Genomic DNA, 20,691 nt, shown 5'->3' with positions numbered 1-20,691 from the left:
TGCAACGGGATGCGAAAAAGCGACTGCTGGTTTTTCGCTATCGGTAAGGGTCTGGTGATGGCATCGGTCGAGCGGAAGAGCAAAAACAGCGAATATTTTGACGGGCAGTTCCTGCTGGCCATGCCCGGCATGACGGATGACCGCTTTGCCCGCAGCGTCGTCTATCTTTGCGCCCATTCCGATGAGGGTGCGATGGGCATCGTCATCAATCGCCGCGCGCCGAGCCTGAACTTTTCCGAACTCCTCGTTCAACTCGAAGTGATCGCGCCGGACGAAGCGATCCGCCTGCCGGAGCAGGCGGGCGCCGTGCCGGTTCTGCGTGGCGGCCCGGTCGAAGCGGGGCGCGGCTTCGTGTTGCATTCGAACGATTTCTATATCGACAATTCGACCCTGCCGATCGACGGCGGTGTGTCGCTCACCGCGACCATCGACATTCTGCGGGCTATCGCTCATGGCTCGGGCCCGGATCGCGCCATTCTCGCGCTCGGTTATGCCGGCTGGTCTCCCGGCCAGCTTGAGGACGAGGTGCAGAACAACGGCTGGCTCACCTGCCCGGCCGATGCGGGGCTCATCTTCGATACGCCGCTTGACGCCCGCTATGACATGGCGATGCGCAAGATTGGCATCGATCCGGGCTTCCTCTCCGCCCAGTCCGGCCGCGCCTGAAAAACGCATCAATGTAAGAGAGTCTACGCTGCCGCCTGCGCCGCGCCGACGAGCTTGCGCGCCTCGTTCGCGCTCATCGGATGGCCGAAGACATAGCCCTGCGCATATTCGCAGCCGAGTTGCGAGAGTTCGATCGCGTCGGATTCCGTCTCCGCGCCTTCCGCGACGATATCCATGCCGAGATCATGCGCCAGCGTCACGATGGAGCGCAGGATGATCGGCCGCGCGCCCTTGCCGTTATGATGCACGAAGGAGCGGTCGATCTTGATCGTATCGAAGGGGAAGCGCTGCAGATAGGCGAGCGAAGAATAGCCGGTGCCGAAATCATCGAGGCAGAGTCCTGCGCCGAATTCATGGATGCGGGTCAGAATCTGCGCCGCATATTCCGGGTTTTCCATGACCAGGCCTTCGGTCAATTCGAGCTTCAGCGTGCCGCGCGCGATCTTCCAGCGCGAGAGCACGGCGCGCACGTCCTGCAACAGATCGTGACGCAGCAATTGCCGCGATGAGATGTTGACGCTGGCAAAGAGCGGCGGATCGAGATCGAGCGCCGCCTGCCAGGCCGAAAGCTCGCGCGCCGTCCGTTCCATCGCAAAAAGGCCGAGATCGACAATGGCGCCGGTCTCCTCCGCGACGGGAATGAACTCGGCCGGGCTCAGGCGGCCGAGGCGCGGATGATCCCAGCGCATCAGCGCCTCGAAACCGGCGACGGTGCGATCCTCGAGCCGGATAATCGGCTGAAACAGAATGTGCATCTCGCCGCGATCGAGCGCCCGGCGCAGATCCGTTTCGAGCGTCAGCCGGTCGGAGCGCACGGTGCGCATCGACGGCCGGAAGACCTCGATACGATTGCCGCCGATACGCTTGCCGTGCCGCACCGCGATCTCGGCATCGTTCAGCATGTCCTCACGATTAGCGTGCAATTGCGGATCGAAAAGCGCCAGCCCGATCGAGGCCGTGAGCGGCACTTCGTTCTGGCCGAAGGTCACCGGCGTCGAGACGGCGCGGCGGATGACATTGGCAATGGCGATGATGTGGTCCGTTTCGCTCTCCGAAATCACCACCGCGGCGAACTGGTCGCTGCTCAGCCGCGCCAGCGTATCCTGCGGCTTGAGGATACGGCCGAGCCGCCGCGCAATGGTCAGCAGGATCGAATCCCCGGCTGAAAAGCCGACCGTCTCGTTGATATGTTTGAAACGGTCGATGTCGATGCAGATGACGGTCGGGCGGATTTGCGCATCGGTGTGCGAGAGTTTGAGCGCCGCATCGAGCCGGTCGAAGAACAATTCGCGGTTCGGCAGGCCGGTGAGATTGTCGTGAACCGCATCGTGCAGCAGGCGCGTCTGCGCCGTCTTCTGCTCGGTGACATCGGCCAGCGTGCCGATCACGCGGATCACTTCGCCTTCCGGGCCAATGACGGGACGGGCCTTGAGCAGGAACCAGAAATAGTGCCCATCCGCGGCGCGCAGGCGGAATTCCTGATTGATGCGCCCGCGCCTTTGCTCGAGCATCGTGTCAAGGCTGGCGCGATAGCGGTCGCGCTCGAACGGATGCAGGATATCGAGCCATTTCGAGGCCGGCCCTTCGAGCTCGCCACGATAGAGGCCGAGCTGGGTTTCGACCTCGGGGCTGACATAGACCCGGTCCGACTCCACATCCCAGTCGAAGATAATGTCGCCGCAGCCCGTCAGCGCCAGCGCCTTGCGCTCGGAATCGCTGATCGCGCCGTTGCCGAGGCCACCGCCGGCGAAGGCGTTCTGCATCACCGTGAAACCGATCAGCATGACGATCAGCACCAGGCCGCCGATCAGCGCCGGCGAGACGAGATCGTTGGTCAGCGAACCGGTGACGGTGAAGCCCGCCGCGATGACCCAGACGAGCAGCAGGAACCATGTCGGGATCAGCATCACCGCGCGGTCATAGCCGTGGGTCGAAAGATAAAGAACGAGGATAAAGCCGACCGCGGCAACGGTGGCGAGCGAAATCCGCGCGACACCGGCAGCGATCGGCGCATCGAAGACTGCGAGCCCGATCAGCGCGACGAGAAAAACCAGCCAGCCGATCGCGACGCGCGAGGCGCGCACATGCCAGCGATTGAGATTGAGATAGGCGAACAGAAAGACGAGCAGCGTCGCCGCGAGTGAAGTCTCCGCGCCGGCGCGCCAGACACGGTCGGCCTGCGCCGACGTATCGAAAATCTTGTCCCAGAAACCGAAGTCGATGCAGACATAGGCGAGCACCGCCCAAGCCAGCGCCGCCGCAGCGGGAAAGATCACCGCGCCTTTGACGACGAAGACAATGGTGAGGAAAAGCGCCAGCAGGCCGGCGACACCGATCACGATGCCCTTGTAGAGCGACAGGCTGATGAGCTTGTCCTTGTAGGCGTCCGGCTGCCAGAGATAGAGCTGCGGCAGGGTGGCGGAGCGCAATTCGGCGACATAGGTCACCGTCGTTCCGGGGTCGATGGTCAGGCGGAAGACATCGGCATCGGGGCTGTCCACGCGCTCCGGCGGAAAGCTCTGGCTCGCGGTGATCGCCGAAATGCGCGAGGCGCCGAGATCGGGCCAGATAACGCCAGAGCCAACCAAACGGAAATGCGGCGCGACGACAAGCCGCTCGATCTGCTCGTCGGTATCGTTGGTGAGTGCGAAGACGATCCAGTTGGGGTGCGAGCCGGGTTCGAGCGCCCGCACCTCGATACGGCGGACGATGCCGTCAGACCCCGGCGCGGTCGAGACGAGCAACCGGTCGCCCTGCGCGCCATAGTTCTCCACCGCCTTGGTAAGATCGATCGCCGTCGCGTCGAGGGGAATGCGGACGGATTGAATGGCCTGTGCCGGCGCCACCGCAAGCAGCAGAAACGCGAAGACGAGCCAGACCTGGCATCGACGCAGCCCATTCCATACGCGTAAAGCCGACGACATCTCTCTCCACTCAGCCGCGATCGCGCCGCGCGACCCGCAGGGGCAGCGGGTCAGTTTCCAAAAGCGCATAGAGAAGATGGTCCTGCCAGAGCCCATTGATCCGCAAATAGGCCCGCGCAAGTCCTTCCCTCTTGAAGCCGACGCGTTCCAGCAGCCGGATCGACGCTGCGTTATGCGGCAGACAGGCCGCCTCGATTCGATGCAGACGCAGGGAGGTGAAGGCATAGCCCGTCATCGCCCTGACCGCCCGCGACATCAATCCCTGGCCCGCGTGAGGCATCCCCATCCAATAGCCGAGCGTCGCCGATTGGGCGACGCCGCGCTTGACTTGCCCGAGCGTCAGACCGCCGACGAGCCTCTCGTCCTCATCGCGAAAGATGAGAAAGGGATAGGCCTCATCATTCGTCATTTCCTGCAGATTGCGGCGCAGCCTGCGGCGGAACGAGGTACGGGTCAAGTCATCGCCCGGCCATGTCGGCTCCCACGGGGTGAGAAAGGCGCGGCTCTTTTCGCGCAGATCCGACCAGGCCTCATAGTCGCGCGCTTCGGGCGGGCGCAGATACACACCCTCACCGCGAACCAGATTGCTGATCTCACTCGGCACACCGAGCCGAAACAGAGCCAAGCCGATGCCTCCCCTCAGGTCCGTCCGAGGAATGCGCGCACACGATCGGGCGTGGGAACCTTGCTGACCGGCCCGACCGCGGCAACGGTCGGCGCCGAGCGCAAGGCCGCGGCACCCGCGTCGCGAACTTCCGCGACAGTGAGATTATCGACCTTTTGCAGGATTTCGTCACGTGTCAGGACGCGGCCAAATGCAAGAATCTGCCGGGCGATCTGCTCCGAGCGGGCAATCGAGGATTCCAGCGCCGTGAGCAGCGAGACCTTCATCTGGGCCTTGGCGCGCTCGACTTCGGCCTCGCTCAGGTCCACGACCGCGTTGGCGATGCACTCGAGCGCCACCGGCATCAGCTCGCGCACCTGCTCCTTGCTGGTGGCGGCATAGAAGCCGAAAAGGCCGGTGTCCGCATAGCCCCAATGGAAGGAATAGACGGAATAGGCGAGCCCGCGCTTTTCGCGCACCTCTTGAAAGAGCCGCGAGGACATGCCGCCGCCGACCGCATTGGCGAAGACTTGCGCCGCGTAATAGGCGGGCGTCGCATAGGACAGACTCTCGAAGCCGATGACGACATGGACCTGTTCGAGCCGCCGGCTGACGCGCAGCTCGCCGCCGGCATAGCGGGCCAGAGGCGCCGCCTCCGCGGCTTGCACCGGCAGCGCAGCGAAACGCGCCGCAGCGGCCTCGACGATCCGGGCATGTTCGAGCGCGCCGGCGGCGCCGACGATCGTCACGCCGCTGCAATAGCGATTGGCGAGATAATCCGCGATCATCGAACGGTCGAAGGCGCGCACATGCTCGCGCGTGCCGAGGATGGGCGAGCCAATCGGCTGCTCCGGAAAGGCGGCGGCGTTGAAGAGGTCGAAAACGAGATCGTCGGGCGTATCCTCCGCTGCGCCGATCTCCTGAATGATGACTTCCTTCTCGCGCTCCAGCTCTTCCTTGTCGAAGACGCTGTCGGTCAGGATGTCGGAAAGAATGTCGATGGCAAGCCCGGCATCGCCCGCGAGCACATGCGCGTAATAAGCGGTCTGCTCGACGCCGGTCGCTGCATTGAGATCACCGCCGGCATTTTCGATTTCTTCGGCGATGTCGCGCGCCGAGCGGCGCCGCGTGCCCTTGAAGGCCATATGTTCGAGGAGATGCGACAGGCCGCGCTCGCGCGGACGCTCGTGCCGCGATCCCGCCGCCACCCAGACCCCGAGCGAGACGGTTTCGAGATGCGGCATACGGTCGGTGACGACACGCAGGCCAGATGGCAGGGTCGTGATCTCGACACTCATGAGGCCGCCCTCTTCGCGCCCGCGTGCGGTGCGTGCAAAGTCTCGCGGATATAGGCCGCGACTTTGCTCTGATCGTTGGGCAGCACGTCGAAATATTCCGGCCGCGTCGCGAGGTCGGCGAGGTGCGGCGGCAACGGCGGATGCTGGCCGGTCGCGCGCTCGATCGCGGCGGGGAACTTAGCCGGATGCGCCGTGCCGAGCACGATTGTCGGAACATTCTGCCGCGCCGCCAAAGCGGCCCGCGCGGCGCCGACACCGACGGCGGTATGTGGATCGATCAATCTCTGCGTCTCGCGCCACACACGCGCGATCTCCTCACTTGTTTCGGTTTCGCCGACGCGCACGGCGTCGAATTCGTCGCGGATCGCCGCAAGCGGTCCGGCATCGAGCGAAAAGCTGCCCGATTGCTGCAGGGAATTCATCAGCCGGCGCACGGCCGCGGCATCCCGCCCATAGGCTTCGAACAAAAGCCGCTCGAAATTCGAGGACACTTGTATGTCCATTGAGGGCGATTGTGTGGCCTCGACCTTGCCGGTCTCGTAGCGGCCGGTCTCCAGCGTGCGCACGAGAATGTCATTGGCGTTGGTGGCGATGACGAGCCGCTCGATCGGCAGCCCCATTTGCTTGGCCACCCAGCCCGCAAGAATATCGCCGAAATTGCCTGTCGGCACGGCGAATGAGACCCGCCGGTGCGGCGCGCCAAGCGCCACCGCGCTCGTGAAATAATAGACGACCTGCGCCGCCACGCGCGCCCAATTGATCGAATTGACGCCGGCGAGCGAGAATTCGTCGCGGAATTTTTTATCGCCGAACAGGCCCTTCACCATGTTCTGCGCGTCATCGAACGTGCCTTCGAGCGCGATCGTGTGGACATTGTCCGCCGCGACTGTCGTCATCTGCCGGCGCTGCACGTCGGAGACTCGCCCGTGCGGATACAGGATGAAAACATCGACTTCCGGCAGGCCCTGAAAGGCGGCGATGGCGGCGGCGCCCGTATCGCCCGAGGTCGCGCCGACGATGGTCGCGCGCTGGCCGCGCCCGGCAAGGACGTGCTGCATCAGCCGGCCGAGGAGCTGCATGGCCAGATCCTTGAAGGCGAGGGTCGGCCCGTGGAACAGTTCGAGCAGAAAGAGATTGTCGCCAAGCTGCGAGAGCGGCGCGACGGCGACATGGTCGAAAGAGCCGTAGGCGGCCTCGATCATCGCCCGCAAGGCCGCGCGATCGATCGTCCCGGCGACGAAGGGCCAGAGGACGGCCTCCGCCACGGCGGCATAAGGCCGGCCGGCGAAGCCGGCGATCTCGGCCGGCGTCAGCCGCGGATAGGAATGCGGCAGATAAAGCCCGCCGTCCTCGCCGAGGCCCGCGATCAGCGCATCGGTAAAGGACAGCGAAGGCGCCGTGCCGCGGGTGGAAATATATTTCACGCTCAAAGCCTGGGTTTTGACCGATTCCGCGCTGGTTTAACACAAAACCGTGGCGGCGGGGATTTTTGCCCGCCCTGCCCCGTCGGGGTGGCCAAGAATTAGGCTTAAGGCTTTGCAGGCTGGTGCTCTGACCGCCGCCCCTGCCGCCACTCCCGCCAGACCCGGAAAAGATGGGTGCCGAAGACGACCCACAGGCCGATGGCGCCGCCGAACCAGGTCAGCGCATATTCCATATGGTTATTGGGGATGTTGCCGATGGTCGCGCCGCCCTCCGGCCAGCCGCCGGGGATCGCGATCTTGTCCTGATCGATGACGAAGGGCGCCGCACGGGTGAGCCCGAAATGCGCCGCGATCGCCGCCGGATCGCGGGTGAAATAGAGGCCGTGGGCCGGGTCGTCGGCGGGGGTGAAGAAATTGCGGTCCTGCGGCGATCGCATCAGGCCGGTGACCGTCACCTCGCCCTCGATCTCGCTCTGCGGGCGGGACGATTTGGCGGCGAGATCGGTCGGGATGAAGCCGCGGTCGACGATGACTTCATCCCCGGAAGCCAGGATCAGCGGCGTCAGCACCAGATAGCCGGCACCGAGATCGCGCGGGCCCTGCGTGCGGAAGACCAGAACTTCCTTGGCATTGTCGAAATGGCCCTGCGCCGAGACATGCAGATATTCATAGTCGTCGGGTTTGAGCCCCGGCCAGGCGGCGGGCATGGGCAGCGGCTGCGGCGCGGCAGTGCTGCGCGCCGCGATCCTGGCGATCAGCGCGTCTTTCCAGGTGAGGCGGTGCAATTGCCAGAGGCCGAGCCAGACGAGAATGCCCGTCCCGGCGAGAACGAAGAGCAAAGGCACAAGAAGCCCCTTGCGCGCCGGTGCGTCAGTCATCTGTCGTCAAATTCTCGATGCGGCCCTGCTCGGCCTTGTTGCGATATTGCAGCGTGAGCAGGATGCCTTTCAACGGCCGCAGAAGCCCGAGGCAGACAAGGATCGTCAGCGGCGGAAAGACGACGAAATAAACCCAATAGGGCGGCTCGTAGGTCACTTCGAGGAAAAGCGCCAGTCCGACGATCAGAAAGCCGGCGAAGAGCATCACGAAAACGGCCGGGCCGTCGCCGGGATCGGCGAAACCATAGCTCAGCCCGCAGGCGGTGCAGCCCGGCGCGACCGTCAGCAATCTGGAGAACAATTTGCCGTGACCGCACCGCGGACACCGGCCGGCGACACCGCGCCAGATTGCCGTAGGCAAGTCCACGGACTTGCCGGCGCCGCTGCTTTCAACATCGCTCATGATGGCGGCCTTCTTGCGCCCGGCAGCCGCCGGACGCAAGCCTTAACCGCGGCTCAATGCTCGAATGGGCCGCCCCACGATCCCCAGACATAGATGCAGGAGAAAAGGAACAGCCAGACGACGTCGACGAAATGCCAATACCAGGCTGCGAATTCGAAGCCGAGGTGGTGCTGCGGTGTGAATTGCCCGGCCAGCGCGCGCAGCAGGCAGACGGTCAGGAAGATCGTGCCGATGATGACGTGGAAGCCGTGGAAGCCCGTCGCCATGAAGAAGGTCGCGCCATAGATCGAGCCCTTAAACGCGAAGGGCGCGTGGGCGTATTCATAGGCCTGCACGCAGGTGAAGCAGATGCCGAGCAGCACCGTCAGGATGAGCCCGTTCACCAGACCCTTGCGATCATTGTTGAGCAGCGCGTGATGCGCCCAGGTGACCGTCGTGCCGGAGGTCAACAGAATGAGCGTGTTGAGCAGCGGGAAATGCCACGGGTCGATCGACTCGATGCCCTTCGGCGGCCAGTGACCGCCGGTGAATGCGGTGCGCGCATATTCGATCGGCGCGCCCGGAAACAAAGCCGCGTCGAAAAAGGCCCAGAACCAGGCGACGAAGAACATGACTTCCGAGGCGATGAAGAGAATCATGCCGTAGCGCAGGCCGAGCGAGACGATCGGCGAGTGAACGCCGGGGGTCTGCGCCTCCTTGATCACGTCCAGCCACCAGGCGGCCATGACAAAGAGAACGGCGATGAGGCCAACACCGAAAATATAGCTGCCGGGTTTCAACCCGTCGACGGGGATCGCCTTCATCCACATGATCGCGCCGAGCGCCATGAGGAAGGCGCCGATGGCGCCAAGAATCGGCCACGGGCTCGGATCGACGAGATGATATGAATGATTGGGCTTGGCATGCACGTCAGACATTTCGTTCCCTCTCGTCTCTTCGGAGCTTCTGCCCCCCACGGCCGTTTTCATCCGAGCCGCTGCTTCCTGCTCTCGAGTCACTCGTTCAAAGTCGCGGCGGCTCCTTGCCATTTGCCTGAGCCGCCGTCACCGGCCGCGCATCGCGCGACGGATAGAAAGTGTAAGACAGCGAAACCTCGTCGATGCCGCTCATCGTCTCATCCTTCTCAAGCGCCGGATCGAGAAAGAAGACGACCGGCATTTCGACCGTCTGATGCGGACCGAAATGCTGCTCGCTGAAGCAGAAGCAGGCGATCTTGTCGAAGTAGGCGCCGGTCTGTCCGGGCGTCACATTATAGACGGCGCGGGCGCTTTGCTCGTGGTCGGAGAGATTGGTGACCTTGAAAAACACCGTCGCCGTCTGCCCGGTGCGCACGGAGACTTCGGACACTTCCGGCGCGAAGGCGAGCGCGAGGCCCGGCGCCACATTGGCGTCGAGGTGAACCATGACGACGCGCTTGCCCTCTTGTGCCGGAGCGGCGCGGCGCACCTGAGTCGTGCCAGCGAAACCCGTCGCGGAGCAGAAAGCGCGATAAAGCGGAATCGCGGCGAACGACATGCCGAGCATTCCGATCACCACGGCGACAACGCCGAAAGCAACCAGCCCCTGGCGCGGGCCTTTCGCGCGGCGCGGATATTGATGTTGTTCGGGAGCCGCCATCTTTTGCCTCTATATCGGCGGCTTGAGGACGCCGGGGCCGAGCTTCACGATCGTCACCGCATAGAACAGGATGACGAGAGCGCCGACGACGAGAGCGATCGCGATATTGCGCAGGCGGCGGCTGCGCACCTGCTCGGGTGTCAGCGTCACGCCTTTCGGATCGATCTCGTAAGACATCATCGTAGAACCTCGATGACGTAGATGACCCGCTCGACCAGCAATTCGGCGAAGAGCACATAGAGATAGACGATCGAGAACCAGAAGAGCCCCATCGCCGTCTTGTTCGCACCGTCGCCCTCGCGCACGCGGAAGACGAGAATGGCGCGGCGGATGAATTCCACGCCGAGCACCAAAGCGAAAGCGCCATAAACATAAGAGGCGAAGCCGAGCGCCGTGGGCAGCACACCGATCGCAGCGAGAATCAGGCTGTAGATGAGGATCTCGAGACGCGTGTGATCGGCGCCCTTGACGTTCGGCATCATCGGCACGCCGGCGGCGCCATAGTCAGTGGTGCGCGCCAGCGCCAACGCCCAGAAATGCGGCGGCGTCCAGGCGAAAATCAAACCGAAGAGAACGAGAGGCGCCACGGCGATATGCCCTGTCGCGGCCGCATAGCCGACGATCGGCGGAAGCGCCCCGGCGGCGCCCCCGATAACGATGTTCTGCGGCGTCGCGCGCTTCAGCCACATCGTATAGATCACGATATAAAAGAAGATCGTGAAGGCGAGCAGCGCCGCGGCGAGCGCATTGGCGACGAGATAGAGCGTCAGCACCGCGAAGCCCGACAGGATAAGGCCGAAAGCCAGAACCTCCGGCCGCGTGATCCGCCCGGTGGGAATCGGCCGCTTGGCGGTACGCCGCATGACGGCATCGATATCGGAATCGTACCACATATTCAGCGCGCCGGAGGCGCCCGCGCCGACGGCGATGCAAAGCAGCGAACTGAGTCCGATGATGAAATTTACCGGATGCGGCGCAAGCAGAATGCCGGCGAGCGCGGTGACGACGACAAGCTGCATCACCCGCGGCTTGACCAGCGCGAGATAATCGCGCGGCTCGGCGGTCGAAATCGCCGTCAATCCGGAACCGCCGGCGCTGTTATCGTCGATCACACTCATTTCAGTCCGACATCGCCTTGCTGTGAGAAGAGCGGCTCATCGGAGCCGCTCGATCTCAGTGATCCGTGCCGACGATCCGCGGCAGAACCTCATAGGTATGGAATGGCGGCGGTGAGCTGACAGTCCATTCCAGCGTCGTCGCACCCACGCCCCACGGGTTGTTGCCGGCGATGCGCTTCTTCGAAAAAGCCTCGAAGAGGATATAGAGGAAGAGGAGGACGCTGACCCCCGATAGATAGGCGCCGTAGGAGGAAACCTCGTTCCACAGCCGGTACGCATCCGGATAGTCGATATAGCGGCGCGGCATGCCGGCGAGGCCGAGGAAATGCTGCGGGAAGAAGGTGACGTTCACGCCGATGAACATCATCCAGAAGTGAATCTTCCCCAGCGTCTCATTGTACATGTAGCCGCTCATCTTCGGGAACCAATAATAGAAGCCCGCGAAGATCGCGAAGATAGCGCCGAGCGACAGCACGTAATGGAAGTGCGCGACGACGTAGTAGGTCTCGTGCAGGTAGCGGTCGACGCCCGCATTGGCCAGCACGACGCCGGTGACGCCGCCGACCGTGAACAGGAAGATGAAGCCCGTCGCCCACAGCATCGGGACGCGGAACGAGATCGAACCGCCCCACATGGTCGCGATCCACGAGAAGACCTTGATGCCGGTCGGCACGGCGATCACCATCGTCGCGAAGACGAAATAGCGCTGCGTGTCGAGCGACAGGCCGACCGTATACATATGATGCGCCCAGACGAGGAAGCCGACGACGCCGATCGCGACCATGGCGTAGGCCATGCCGAGATAGCCGAAGATGGGCTTCTTCGAGAAGGTCGAGATCACGTGGCTGACGATGCCGAAGCCCGGCAGGATCAGAATGTAGACCTCGGGGTGGCCGAAGAACCAGAACAGATGCTGGAACAGCAGCGGGTCGCCGCCGCCTTCCGGCTTGAAGAAAGTCGTGCCGAAGTTGCGATCGGTCAACAGCATCGTGATCGCGCCGGCGAGAACCGGGAGCGAGAGCACAAGCAGGAAGGCCGTCACCAGAACCGACCAGGCAAATAGCGGCATCCGGTGCAAGGTCATGCCCGGCGCGCGCATGTTGAAGATCGTGGTGATGAAGTTGATCGCACCGAGGATCGACGAGGCGCCGGCGAGATGGATCGACAGGATGATGAAATCCATCGCCGGGCCGGGATGTCCTTGCTCCGACAGCGGCGGATACAGCACCCAGCCGCCGCCAAAACCCTTCATGCCCGGCGCGCCGTCCATGAACAGCGAAATGAGGAAGAGCGAGAACGAAGCGGGCAGCAGCCAGAACGAGATGTTGTTCATGCGCGGGAAGGCCATGTCCGGCGCGCCGATCATCAGCGGCACGAACCAGTTGCCGAAGCCGCCGATCAGCGCCGGCATGACGACGAAGAAGATCATCGTCAGACCGTGCGCGGTGATGACCACATTATAGAGATTCTTGGCGTAATCCGTCGCCAGATCCGGCGGCGCGCCGTCGAAAATCCGCGCCAGCAGCGGGAAGACCTGCAGGCCAGGCTCCTGCAATTCGGCGCGCATCGCGACCGACAAAGCGGCGCCGAAGACGCCGGCGATGATCGCGAAAATGATATAAAGCGTGCCGATGTCTTTATGGTTGGTCGAATAAAGATAGCGCCTCCATCCGGTCGGATGGCCATGCGCATCGTCATGTGTCGTGGCGGTCGTGCTCATCTCATCTCTTCCCCGGAATTCCTCTTATATTATCGCTGGTTCGACGCCAAAGCCTAATTCTTGACTGCCGCCAGCCCCGCCTCCGCATAGCGCGGCAAGGGGTTGGACGAGAACTTCTTTTTGGCGTCCACCAACCAAGCGGCATATTCGGCGTCGCTCACGACACGGAAGGCGATCGGCATATAGGCGTGATCCTCGCCGCAAAGCTTCGAGCACTGCCCGTAATAGATCCCCTCCTTGGTGGCGCGGAACCACGTCTGGTTGAGCCGGCCGGGGACCGCGTCGATGCGGACGCCAAAGGACGGCACAGTGAAGGAGTGGATGACGTCGGTGGCCGTCACCTGAACCAGCACGGTCTTGTTGACCGGCACCACCGCCTCATTGTCGACGGCGAGCTGGCGCAGCTGACCCGGCTTCAGATCCTTGTCCGCCACAATGTAGGAATCGAAATCGAAGCCGCCGCCCGGATAAGCATAAGTCCAGTACCATTGATGGCCGGTGACCTTAACCGTCAGATCCGTCTTTGGAATCACCAATTCATGATCGAGCAGCCGGAATGACGGAATGGCGATGAAGACGAGAATCAGCACTGGCAGGATGGTCCAGGCGACTTCGAGCAAGGTGTTATGGGTGAGCGTCGAAGGAGTCGGGTTGGCCTTTTCGTTGAAGCGGAAAATCACGATCAACAGCAGAGCGCCGACGAAGACGCTGACCACGACGATGATCGGGGTCAGGATGTCATTATAGAAGGTGTGGATTTCATCGGCGATCGGGGTCACAGGAGTCTGGAGGCCGATCTGCCCCGGTGCGGCATGGCCGAGCTGGGCCAGCGCGGGTGTTGCCGCGGCGGCACAAAGGAGCAGCGCCGCCGACAAAGCCAAGGCGCCACGATGCTTCAGCCGACGGCCGAGAATGTGCGGAGATTTCATGAACTTTCGTCGCTCCCCTTCACCACTTGTCGCGTTTCGCTGCCGATCCGAAGCGGCACGAGCGTGTGGCCGGTTGGTTCCAACCACATGAACTTATTTAGATCAAGTAGACATTTCGCAAGTTAAAACGCAAGCTCTGCCCGGGTATCGGCGCTGCGATTGGGGATGCCGAGATGTCGCGGGCAGGTGATCATTTGTTTGCGCCGCGATGGCTCAAAATTTGCGTGAACGGCGCCGATCCGATCTCCCCCATCAGCCTCCGGCGGACAGCTTCGCGTCCCAGATTTGCCTTCCACCCGTGATCGGTTAATGAAAATGCTCCGGTTTGCACCCGCGGCCACGATTCGCGCGCGGGGCAAGCGGCGCATTTGCCGGTTTCGCTGGTGTGAAGACGGCACTGGAGGCCGCGAACCGCACGAGAACAGAGCATGACCGATTTGACCGGACTACGCCGTTTCGCCGCCGGGCTGCCTTTTCTCCTGATCTTCTTTTCGTTCTTCGCCGGCGTTGCGCCGCAAACGGCCCTGGCTCAGGGCGTCATCAAATCCAAGCACGGCGATTGGGAAATCCGCTGCGAGACGCCGCCCGGCGCCCAGCGCGAGCAATGCGCCCTGTTGCAAAGTGTCGCCGCCGATGATCGGCCGAACATCAATCTTGTCGTCATCGTCCTCAAAACGGCGGACGGCAAGAGCAGGCTCTTGCGCGTCATCGCGCCGCTCGGCGTGCTGCTGCCGTCCGGGCTCGGGCTCAAGATCGACAGCATCGATGTCGGCCGCGCCGGCTTCGTGCGCTGCCTGCCGACCGGCTGCGTGGCGGAGGTCGTCATGGACGACAAACTGATCGGCGAGTTGCGTAACGGCCATAATGCCACCTTCATCATCTTCCAGACCCCGGAAGAAGGGATTGGCATTCCGCTGGCGCTCAACGGCTTTGGCGAAGGGTTTGATGCACTGCCGTAAAGCGCGTCTGCCGAAAAGATTGCTGACCGCTCGGAAAAGTTTATGCCGTAAATAGTCTGGCGTTGGGTAAAATCGGAGTGAGGGGGACATGCAGAAGCGTGCGCAGGTAAGTTCGGCGGTAGCGCTTTTTCTAGCCGGCGCGGCGGCGCTTGGCGGCTGCGGCCGGAATCCCGGAAGTTTCGATGTCGACGACAGCAGCCAAGCCAAGTGGAGCAATCTCTGGTCGATGGTGCGATTCAAGCCACTCCCATCACAGCCTGAGCCCTTCGCGCCGATCAAATGTCCGGAAATTGGCATCCAGGACGGGACGGCGGACGATCGCGTTTATGGGCCGGGCGACGATCGCTCCAACGCCAATGTGCGTTATCAATTCTCGATCATCAATTTCGCGCGCGACTGCCAAGTCTTCAATAATCAATATCAAATGAAGGTCGGCGTCGAAGGCCGCGTCCTGCTCGGCCCCGCCGGCACGCCCGGTACATATCCCGCGCCCATCCGCGTCGTCGTCGTCAATCGCGCCGATGGGTCCGCCACCATCAGCAAGCTCTATCAGGTTCCCGCCGCCGTTCCGGCCGGAGGAACGGAAGGACCGTTCACGATCGTGACCGACCCGCTCAGCGTGCCGGTGACGAGCAAATTTCCGGATCAGGACTACATGATCAAGATCGGCTTCGATTCTGAAGCCAACAGCAAGGTCGGGGGCGGCCGGCCCGCGCACCACCGCCATCACCCCGCCGCTGGCGCCGCAGCCGGCGCTGACTGATGGCGCTGTGACCGCGCGACACCTCAACATCGCGGTCGAACGCTTTCCCATCGCCGGCGCCTTCGTCATCTCGCGCGGCGCCAAGACCGAAGCCGTCACCGTCGTCGCGACGATCGAAGCCGGTGGCCATCGCGGCCGGGGCGAATGCGTGCCCTACGCGCGCTATGGCGAGAGCATCGAGAGTGTCGTCGCGCAGATCGAAAGTCTACGCCACGACATCGAAACCGGAACAGGCCGCGACGCCTTGCAGCGTCTTCTGCCGCACGGCGCGGCGCGCAACGCGCTCGATTGCGCGCTTTGGGATCTCGAAGCCAAGATACAGGGCCTGTCCGCCTTCGAACTCGCCGGGCTCGCGCCGCCAGAGCCGGTCGTCACCGCCTATACGCTCTCGCTCGGCACGCCCGAGGCGATGGCGGCGGCCGCCAGAGCCGCGAACCGGCCCTTGCTGAAGCTCAAACTCGCCGGCGACGGCGACGCCGAACGGCTTGCCGCGGTCCGCGCCGCCGTACCCGCCGCCACCTTGATCGTCGATGCCAACGAAGCCTGGTCGGCGGCGAACCTCGACGCCAACCTCGCCGCCTGCGTGGCGCAGGGCGTCGCTCTGATCGAACAGCCGTTGCCCGCCGGCGAGGACGCGATTTTGGCGGAAATCGCCCATCCCGTCCCGCTCTGCGCCGATGAAAGCCTGCACGACCGCGCCGACCTCGCCCATCTGCGCGGGCGTTATGAGGCGATCAACATCAAGCTCGACAAGACCGGCGGCCTGACCGAGGCGCTGGCGCTGGCGACAGCGGCCGAGGCGCTCGGCTTGCAACTCATGATCGGCTGTATGGTGGCAAGCTCGCTCGCTATGGCCCCCGCCCTGCTCCTCGCCGGGCGGGCGCGCTATGTCGATCTCGACGGCCCGCTGCTGCTGGCGCGCGACCGGCCCGACGGCCTGCTTTACGAGGGCGCGCGCGTCTTTCCGGCCGCGCCGGCACTTTGGGGCTAGGCTGGTCCGGCAGCTTCAAAAATGCTTCATGCTGCTGCGCCACCGATTAGTCATGACGTCAGAGCCAACCGAGATGTTGCAACGCCGGGAAATTCCGTTTCGCGCCCGCTTGAGCGGGCTGTTCGACGACAACGCGCCGCGCACGCTGGCCGTTCGCATCTTCAACACCGCGCTCGCCGCCCTCATCATCTTCAATGTCCTGGCGGTGGTGCTCGAATCCGTCGGCTGGCTCAACAGCCGTTACGCCACCACCTTCGTGACGATCGAGCGCGTCGCGACCGCGATCTTCGCGCTCGAATATGTCCTGCGGGTCTGGACGGCGGTCGATTATCGGAGCGGCAAGTTCCGCAACCCGGTCTGGGGCCGGCTGCACTATATGCGCGGCTTCTTCCCGCTCATCGATCTCGTCGCGGTGCTGCCCGCCCTGCTCGGCTTCTTCGGCGCCGTCGATCTGCGCGTGCTGCGGCTGCTGCGGCTGCTGCGGATGATCAAGCTCACCCGTCATTCGCACGTCTTCAGCCTGCTCTGGGCGGTTTTGCGCGAAGAAGCGCGCGCCATCGCCGCGATCATCTTCGTGCTCTTCTTGACGCTGACGATCAGTGCCGCGCTGATGTACATGATCGAGGGCGACGTGCAGCCGGCTGTCTTTTCCTCGATCCCCGCCGCGATGTGGTGGGCGATCGAGACCGTCACCACCGTCGGCTACGGCGATATGGTGCCAATGACGACGTTAGGACGCATCCTCGGCGGCATCGTCTCGATCGTCGGCATCGGCACGCTGGCGCTGTTTTCCGGCCTTATCACCGCCGGTTATCTCAACCAGCTCCGGCTGCGCCGCGCTCCGCTCCATGAGGACGACGAATTCATCTGCCCGCATTGCGGCGGCGCTCTGCGCCCGCGCGGCAAAGGCCGTCCCGCCGCGTGATCTCGTCTGAAAGTCTGCAACTTTTCGGGATCAGCTTTTCTGAGCCGCATGATCTTCTCCGAAAAGTCTGCAACTTTTCGGGATCAGCTTTTCTGAGCCGCATGATCTTCTCCGAAAAGTCTGCAACTTTTCGGGATCATGCTATTCCATCGCCGCGGCTTTTAGGATGCAGACCATCATCGCCGCGGCCGGCCTGTCGCCATGGTTGCGGATGACGTGCGGCCGGTCGCATCTGTAGCGCAGAGTTTCGCCCGCTTTGGCGTGCTCGATGCTGCCCGCGACCTCGACCTCCAGCTCGCCCTCGGTCACCGAAAGACATTCGACCGAACCGCGCTGGTGCGGATCCGACGAGAGCACGCCGCCGGGCTCGGCATGAAAGCCGTACCATTGCAGCCATTCGACGGTCTTGATCCAGCCGAAGATCTCAAGCCGGCACTTGCCGTCATCGGAGACGAGGATCGGCGTGTCGCCTCTGGTCGATTTTTCGAGGAAGGGCTCGTCCTCGCTGACCTGCAACACGCCCTCGATCGACACATCGAGCGCCTGCGCCAGCCGCCAGATGGTGGCGAGCGTCGGATTGGTTTCGTTGCGCTCGATCTGGCTGATGATCGACTTGGCGACGCCGGACTGTTCGGAAAGTTCGGAAAGCGAAAGGCTGTACGACTTGCGCAGACGCTGAACAGTCTTGCCGAGCTGGCCGGAAACCGCGAGCGCGCCCGCTTCCAGCGCCTTCGCCTTATCGCGACCCTCGATACCCACATGCGCCTCCGGAAACCCAACCATCCCGGATACTAGACGATTCCGTTTGGAATATCGAACGAAAGCGTGGTCTGCACAAGGCTAGCGACGGCCGCCCAAGCCGAATTCATCCCTCAGGTGCTCGTAGCGATCACGCGCCTCGTCCCAGTTGACGATCGGACAGCCGGCGCCAGCCGGACAGACCGGGGCGCGGCCGGAGTCGGCCCAAAGCGCCGCGCTGACGGTCACCAGGATTCCAACAAGGACTCCCATAACGAACTGCATCATGGCTCTCTCCTTTCCGACAAGCCAAATCCTGACGTTTCCGGCAGGAAACCTTCCGCCAAATTTCCTACTCAAAATCCCGCGCTAGTTGAAAAGCGCGACCTTCTCGGCCGTCGAAAGCCGGTCGAGCCGGGTAAGCGCCGCACCTTGATCGACGCCGGGCGGCACTGGCCTGGAGTGAGCCAGCGCGGCGGAGCGCGCCGGCTCGGGCATGGTTTGCGCGATGGGTGCGGGAGGCGGCGGCAAAGGTTCCGGCGGCGCGGGTCGGACATCGGCTACCTTGGGCGCATCGAGCTTGGGCGTATCGAGCCTGACCTGCGGCGGGCTGCGCAAAAGTCCGGAAACCGCACGCGCCTGCGCTTCGATATCGGCGCAATAATGCGCCTCGACGCCATCGGCGCGCATCTCGCCGGCGACAGCCTCGAGCCTTTGCGAAACATCTTTCAGCCGCTGGACCAGAAGGCGGATCGACGGATCGGCCGGAAGCTGCTGCTGCTCGCGCATCGTCAGCTCGAGCCGGGCAAGACCGTCGAGCATCTGCCGCAACTCGTCGACGCGGCTGCGGCGCGTATATTCGGCGAGGAACCAGCGCCCGCGCACCGTCTCGACCACCGCGGCCTCGATGGCATCGTAATCCTCCGCACTCAAACCCTCGGGCGGCGGGATCATCGCCATCGCCTGCTCCTTCCGCGAATCGCTGCGGCGAAGTTTGCGCCCGCAGAGGGCAGAAGCCAACCGCGCAGAAGGCGAGTTCGCAGACCTTTTATCGGACAAAGGCGTACCTACATCTATGTCCAACGAAAGGACTTCAATGTTCGACAACCCAACCACATTTCTGCTGGATGAAACGCACGAAAATGCGGACGTGACCGCGAGCGCCCCTGAGGCGCCGGCGCTGGACGACGCGCGGCTTCTCGATGCCTATTCGCAGACGGTCGCGGGCGTCGTGGAGCGCGTCGGCGCTGCCGTCGTGCGGATCGACATCCGCCGCGGCGACGGCAAGCATGGCGGCTCGGGCTCCGGCGTCATCGTTTCGCCCGACGGGCTGATCCTGACCAACAGCCATGTCGTGCAAGGCGGCAAGCGCGCCGAGATCACCACGCTCGACGGACGCAATCTGTCCGCGCGTGTCCTCGGCGATGACCCCGATACCGACCTCGCGCTCGTGCGCGTCGATGCCGACACCACTCTGCCCTTCGCGGCGCTCGGCGATTCAAAGGCGCTAAAGCGCGGCGAGATCGCCATTGCCATCGGCAATCCGCTCGGCTTCGACGCCACGGTGACGGCCGGCATCGTCTCGGCGCTCGGCCGCTCGCTGCGGTCGAAATCCGGCCGGCTCATCGACGACGTGATCCAGACCGACGCGGCGTTGAATCCCGGCAATTCCGGTGGCCCGCTCGTCTCGTCCAACGGCGAGGTCATCGGCATCAATACGGCGATGATCGCCGGCGCACAGGGCATTTGTTTCGCCGTCGCGGCCAACACCGCCCGCTTTGTGCTCGGGGAGATCATCCGCCACGGCCGCGTGCGCCGCGCCGCGCTCGGCATTGGCGGCGGCACGATCCCGCTGCCGCGCCGGATCGCGCTGCGGCTCGGTCTTGAACAGGCGACGGGTGCCGTCATCACCGCCGTCGAACAGGGCGGTCCGGCCGACCACGCCGGTTTGCTGACGGGCGATATCGTGCTTGCGGTCTCCGGCCAGCCGGTGACAGGCGTTGACGATCTCGTGCGCCTGCTCGACGCCGACAAGATCGGCTCGACCGTGCCGCTCGACGTGCTGCGCCGTTCGGACAAGCGGCGCTATTGGGTGGCGCTGAAAGAGAGATAAGAAAAAGGGGCGCTGCGGCGCCCCTTTTTATCGACCCGGGAATTTATTTACCGGCCAAATTCCGACTCGACATTTTCCACCGGCTCGCCGGCGCCTTCCCAACCGAGGATGCCGCCGGGATAATGCGCGCGAATGTCGTTACGGCCCGCCGCCTGGGCGAAGCCAAGCGCGGTGATCGAGCGGCGGCCCGAACGACACGAGAAGACGATGCGCTTGCCGGGCTCCGGCGGCGGCAACGCCTCCGTATTGAAGCTCTGCAGCGGGTTCAGCGTCGAACCGGGTATGCGGCCGGCGGCATATTCGTGCGGCTCGCGCACATCGACGAGAACGATGGAGCCATCGGCGAGCCCCTCTTTCAAATCCTTGAGGCTCACATCCTCGACGATCGGTTTGGTCAGCGTCTCAGCCATATCGAATATCCAGTCTCCGAACGCGCCCGGCGCGCTCTCTCTGTTTATTTACGCTAATATAACGTAGATTATTTCAATCTACGCATGTGAAGCGATAATAATATGCTCCTCACTCCGCTCAAGCAAGCGGCATGATCGATTTTTGAGCGCGCGCCTGAATTTCAATGGCTTGACGCGTGCGGAACCGCCCCTCATGGACGTGGCCCGTTCG

The 20,691-nt window shown here is 63.5% G+C and carries 22 protein-coding genes; 6 read left to right on the top strand and 16 right to left on the bottom strand.

What is annotated here, in order from left to right; genetic code table 11:
- Window positions 1-57: 57 nt before the first annotated feature.
- Complete coding sequence (locus CWB41_RS09860; protein WP_115837116.1) at window positions 58-666, top strand: YqgE/AlgH family protein; 609 nt, start codon at window positions 58-60, stop codon at window positions 664-666.
- 23 nt (window positions 667-689) lie between these two features.
- Here CWB41_RS09860 and CWB41_RS09855 read toward each other — a convergent pair whose 3' ends face one another.
- The 12 genes from CWB41_RS09855 to coxB form a co-directional block, all read right to left on the bottom strand.
- Window positions 690-3,590 carry an EAL domain-containing protein gene (locus CWB41_RS09855; protein WP_115836881.1) on the bottom strand — a complete coding sequence of 967 codons (2,901 nt, stop codon included), beginning with the start codon at window positions 3,588-3,590 and terminating at the stop codon, window positions 690-692.
- 10 nt (window positions 3,591-3,600) lie between these two features.
- Complete coding sequence (locus CWB41_RS09850) at window positions 3,601-4,215, bottom strand: GNAT family N-acetyltransferase (protein ID WP_115836882.1); 615 nt, start codon at window positions 4,213-4,215, stop codon at window positions 3,601-3,603.
- A 14-nt stretch (window positions 4,216-4,229) separates the two neighbouring features.
- Window positions 4,230-5,492 (bottom strand): M16 family metallopeptidase, encoded by a 1,263-nt coding sequence (locus CWB41_RS09845; RefSeq protein WP_115836883.1) that lies wholly within the window; start codon window positions 5,490-5,492, stop codon window positions 4,230-4,232.
- The gene (gene thrC, locus CWB41_RS09840) at window positions 5,489-6,916 is read right to left on the bottom strand and encodes a threonine synthase (protein ID WP_115836884.1); all 1,428 of its coding nucleotides are present in this window, start codon (window positions 6,914-6,916) and stop codon (window positions 5,489-5,491) included. Before thrC ends, CWB41_RS09845 begins: the two co-directional genes overlap by 4 nt.
- Window positions 6,917-7,020: 104 nt before the next feature.
- Window positions 7,021-7,794: an SURF1 family protein gene (locus CWB41_RS09835; RefSeq protein WP_115836885.1), complete on the bottom strand. Its 774-nt coding sequence runs from the start codon at window positions 7,792-7,794 to the stop codon at window positions 7,021-7,023.
- A complete protein-coding gene (locus CWB41_RS09830) occupies window positions 7,787-8,197 on the bottom strand; it encodes a DUF983 domain-containing protein (RefSeq protein WP_115837117.1) in 411 nt (136 codons plus the stop codon). The genes CWB41_RS09835 and CWB41_RS09830 overlap by 8 nt, the downstream gene beginning before the upstream one ends.
- Before the next feature lie 53 nt (window positions 8,198-8,250).
- On the bottom strand, window positions 8,251-9,114 hold the full coding sequence (locus tag CWB41_RS09825; protein WP_115836886.1) for a cytochrome c oxidase subunit 3: 864 nt from the start codon (window positions 9,112-9,114) through the stop codon (window positions 8,251-8,253).
- Window positions 9,115-9,199: 85 nt separating this feature from the next.
- A complete protein-coding gene (locus CWB41_RS09820) occupies window positions 9,200-9,814 on the bottom strand; it encodes a cytochrome c oxidase assembly protein (protein ID WP_115836887.1) in 615 nt (204 codons plus the stop codon).
- A 9-nt stretch (window positions 9,815-9,823) separates the two neighbouring features.
- Window positions 9,824-9,994, bottom strand: coding sequence for a hypothetical protein (locus CWB41_RS16185; RefSeq protein WP_165204219.1), 171 nt, complete (start codon window positions 9,992-9,994; stop codon window positions 9,824-9,826).
- Entirely contained in the window at window positions 9,991-10,932 is a 942-nt protein-coding gene (locus CWB41_RS09815; protein WP_115836888.1) for a heme o synthase, read from the bottom strand. Before CWB41_RS09815 ends, CWB41_RS16185 begins: the two co-directional genes overlap by 4 nt.
- A gap of 55 nt (window positions 10,933-10,987) precedes the next feature.
- A complete protein-coding gene (gene ctaD, locus CWB41_RS09810) occupies window positions 10,988-12,652 on the bottom strand; it encodes a cytochrome c oxidase subunit I (protein ID WP_115836889.1) in 1,665 nt (554 codons plus the stop codon).
- A 53-nt stretch (window positions 12,653-12,705) separates the two neighbouring features.
- Window positions 12,706-13,581 (bottom strand): cytochrome c oxidase subunit II, encoded by an 876-nt coding sequence (gene coxB / locus CWB41_RS09805; protein WP_115836890.1) that lies wholly within the window; start codon window positions 13,579-13,581, stop codon window positions 12,706-12,708.
- Between the two features lie 428 nt (window positions 13,582-14,009).
- Here coxB and CWB41_RS09800 point away from each other — a divergent pair, with 428 nt between their 5' ends.
- From CWB41_RS09800 to CWB41_RS09785, 4 genes are all read left to right on the top strand, one after another.
- The gene (locus CWB41_RS09800) at window positions 14,010-14,540 is read left to right on the top strand and encodes an invasion associated locus B family protein (protein ID WP_115836891.1); all 531 of its coding nucleotides are present in this window, start codon (window positions 14,010-14,012) and stop codon (window positions 14,538-14,540) included.
- 88 nt (window positions 14,541-14,628) lie between these two features.
- Complete coding sequence (locus CWB41_RS09795; RefSeq protein WP_115836892.1) at window positions 14,629-15,303, top strand: hypothetical protein; 675 nt, start codon at window positions 14,629-14,631, stop codon at window positions 15,301-15,303.
- A 7-nt stretch (window positions 15,304-15,310) separates the two neighbouring features.
- Window positions 15,311-16,294 carry an N-acetyl-D-Glu racemase DgcA gene (gene dgcA, locus CWB41_RS09790; RefSeq protein WP_115836893.1) on the top strand — a complete coding sequence of 328 codons (984 nt, stop codon included), beginning with the start codon at window positions 15,311-15,313 and terminating at the stop codon, window positions 16,292-16,294.
- A 52-nt stretch (window positions 16,295-16,346) separates the two neighbouring features.
- A complete protein-coding gene (locus CWB41_RS09785) occupies window positions 16,347-17,219 on the top strand; it encodes an ion transporter (protein ID WP_165204216.1) in 873 nt (290 codons plus the stop codon).
- A gap of 141 nt (window positions 17,220-17,360) precedes the next feature.
- On the opposite strand, the gene CWB41_RS09780 is transcribed toward CWB41_RS09785, so the two are convergent.
- The 3 genes from CWB41_RS09780 to CWB41_RS09770 form a co-directional block, all read right to left on the bottom strand.
- Entirely contained in the window at window positions 17,361-17,978 is a 618-nt protein-coding gene (locus CWB41_RS09780; RefSeq protein WP_115837118.1) for a helix-turn-helix domain-containing protein, read from the bottom strand.
- Window positions 17,979-18,059: 81 nt separating this feature from the next.
- Window positions 18,060-18,245, bottom strand: a complete 186-nt coding sequence (locus CWB41_RS09775; protein WP_115836895.1) for a hypothetical protein — start codon at window positions 18,243-18,245, stop codon at window positions 18,060-18,062.
- An 81-nt stretch (window positions 18,246-18,326) separates the two neighbouring features.
- Window positions 18,327-18,917: a hypothetical protein gene (locus CWB41_RS09770; protein WP_115836896.1), complete on the bottom strand. Its 591-nt coding sequence runs from the start codon at window positions 18,915-18,917 to the stop codon at window positions 18,327-18,329.
- Window positions 18,918-19,053: 136 nt separating this feature from the next.
- Here CWB41_RS09770 and CWB41_RS09765 point away from each other — a divergent pair, with 136 nt between their 5' ends.
- Window positions 19,054-20,070: a S1C family serine protease gene (locus CWB41_RS09765; RefSeq protein WP_115836897.1), complete on the top strand. Its 1,017-nt coding sequence runs from the start codon at window positions 19,054-19,056 to the stop codon at window positions 20,068-20,070.
- A gap of 47 nt (window positions 20,071-20,117) precedes the next feature.
- Here CWB41_RS09765 and CWB41_RS09760 read toward each other — a convergent pair whose 3' ends face one another.
- Window positions 20,118-20,480 (bottom strand): rhodanese-like domain-containing protein, encoded by a 363-nt coding sequence (locus tag CWB41_RS09760; RefSeq protein ID WP_115836898.1) that lies wholly within the window; start codon window positions 20,478-20,480, stop codon window positions 20,118-20,120.
- Window positions 20,481-20,691: the final 211 nt, after the last annotated feature.

The organism is Methylovirgula ligni, from assembly GCF_004135935.1.
Lineage (GTDB): Bacteria > Pseudomonadota > Alphaproteobacteria > Rhizobiales > Beijerinckiaceae > Methylovirgula > Methylovirgula ligni.
This window is presented reverse-complemented; position numbering and strand designations above follow the sequence as displayed.

Bases quoted from the DNA above. Each gene is read 5' to 3' on its own strand.
- CWB41_RS09860 (WP_115837116.1), top strand. From the start codon at position 58: ATGGCATCGGTCGAGCGGAAGAGCAAAAACAGCGAATATTTTGACGGG.
- CWB41_RS09855 (WP_115836881.1), bottom strand. From the start codon at position 3,590: ATGTCGTCGGCTTTACGCGTATGGAATGGGCTGCGTCGATGCCAGGTC.
- CWB41_RS09845 (WP_115836883.1), bottom strand. From the start codon at position 5,492: ATGAGTGTCGAGATCACGACCCTGCCATCTGGCCTGCGTGTCGTCACC.
- CWB41_RS09835 (WP_115836885.1), bottom strand. From the start codon at position 7,794: ATGACTGACGCACCGGCGCGCAAGGGGCTTCTTGTGCCTTTGCTCTTC.
- CWB41_RS09830 (WP_115837117.1), bottom strand. From the start codon at position 8,197: ATGAGCGATGTTGAAAGCAGCGGCGCCGGCAAGTCCGTGGACTTGCCT.
- CWB41_RS09825 (WP_115836886.1), bottom strand. From the start codon at position 9,114: ATGTCTGACGTGCATGCCAAGCCCAATCATTCATATCATCTCGTCGAT.
- CWB41_RS09820 (WP_115836887.1), bottom strand. From the start codon at position 9,814: ATGGCGGCTCCCGAACAACATCAATATCCGCGCCGCGCGAAAGGCCCG.
- CWB41_RS16185 (WP_165204219.1), bottom strand. From the start codon at position 9,994: ATGATGTCTTACGAGATCGATCCGAAAGGCGTGACGCTGACACCCGAG.
- CWB41_RS09815 (WP_115836888.1), bottom strand. From the start codon at position 10,932: ATGAGTGTGATCGACGATAACAGCGCCGGCGGTTCCGGATTGACGGCG.
- ctaD (WP_115836889.1), bottom strand. From the start codon at position 12,652: ATGAGCACGACCGCCACGACACATGACGATGCGCATGGCCATCCGACC.
- coxB (WP_115836890.1), bottom strand. From the start codon at position 13,581: ATGAAATCTCCGCACATTCTCGGCCGTCGGCTGAAGCATCGTGGCGCC.
- CWB41_RS09800 (WP_115836891.1), top strand. From the start codon at position 14,010: ATGACCGATTTGACCGGACTACGCCGTTTCGCCGCCGGGCTGCCTTTT.
- CWB41_RS09795 (WP_115836892.1), top strand. From the start codon at position 14,629: ATGCAGAAGCGTGCGCAGGTAAGTTCGGCGGTAGCGCTTTTTCTAGCC.
- CWB41_RS09785 (WP_165204216.1), top strand. From the start codon at position 16,347: ATGACGTCAGAGCCAACCGAGATGTTGCAACGCCGGGAAATTCCGTTT.
- CWB41_RS09775 (WP_115836895.1), bottom strand. From the start codon at position 18,245: ATGATGCAGTTCGTTATGGGAGTCCTTGTTGGAATCCTGGTGACCGTC.
- CWB41_RS09770 (WP_115836896.1), bottom strand. From the start codon at position 18,917: ATGGCGATGATCCCGCCGCCCGAGGGTTTGAGTGCGGAGGATTACGAT.
- CWB41_RS09765 (WP_115836897.1), top strand. From the start codon at position 19,054: ATGTTCGACAACCCAACCACATTTCTGCTGGATGAAACGCACGAAAAT.
- CWB41_RS09760 (WP_115836898.1), bottom strand. From the start codon at position 20,480: ATGGCTGAGACGCTGACCAAACCGATCGTCGAGGATGTGAGCCTCAAG.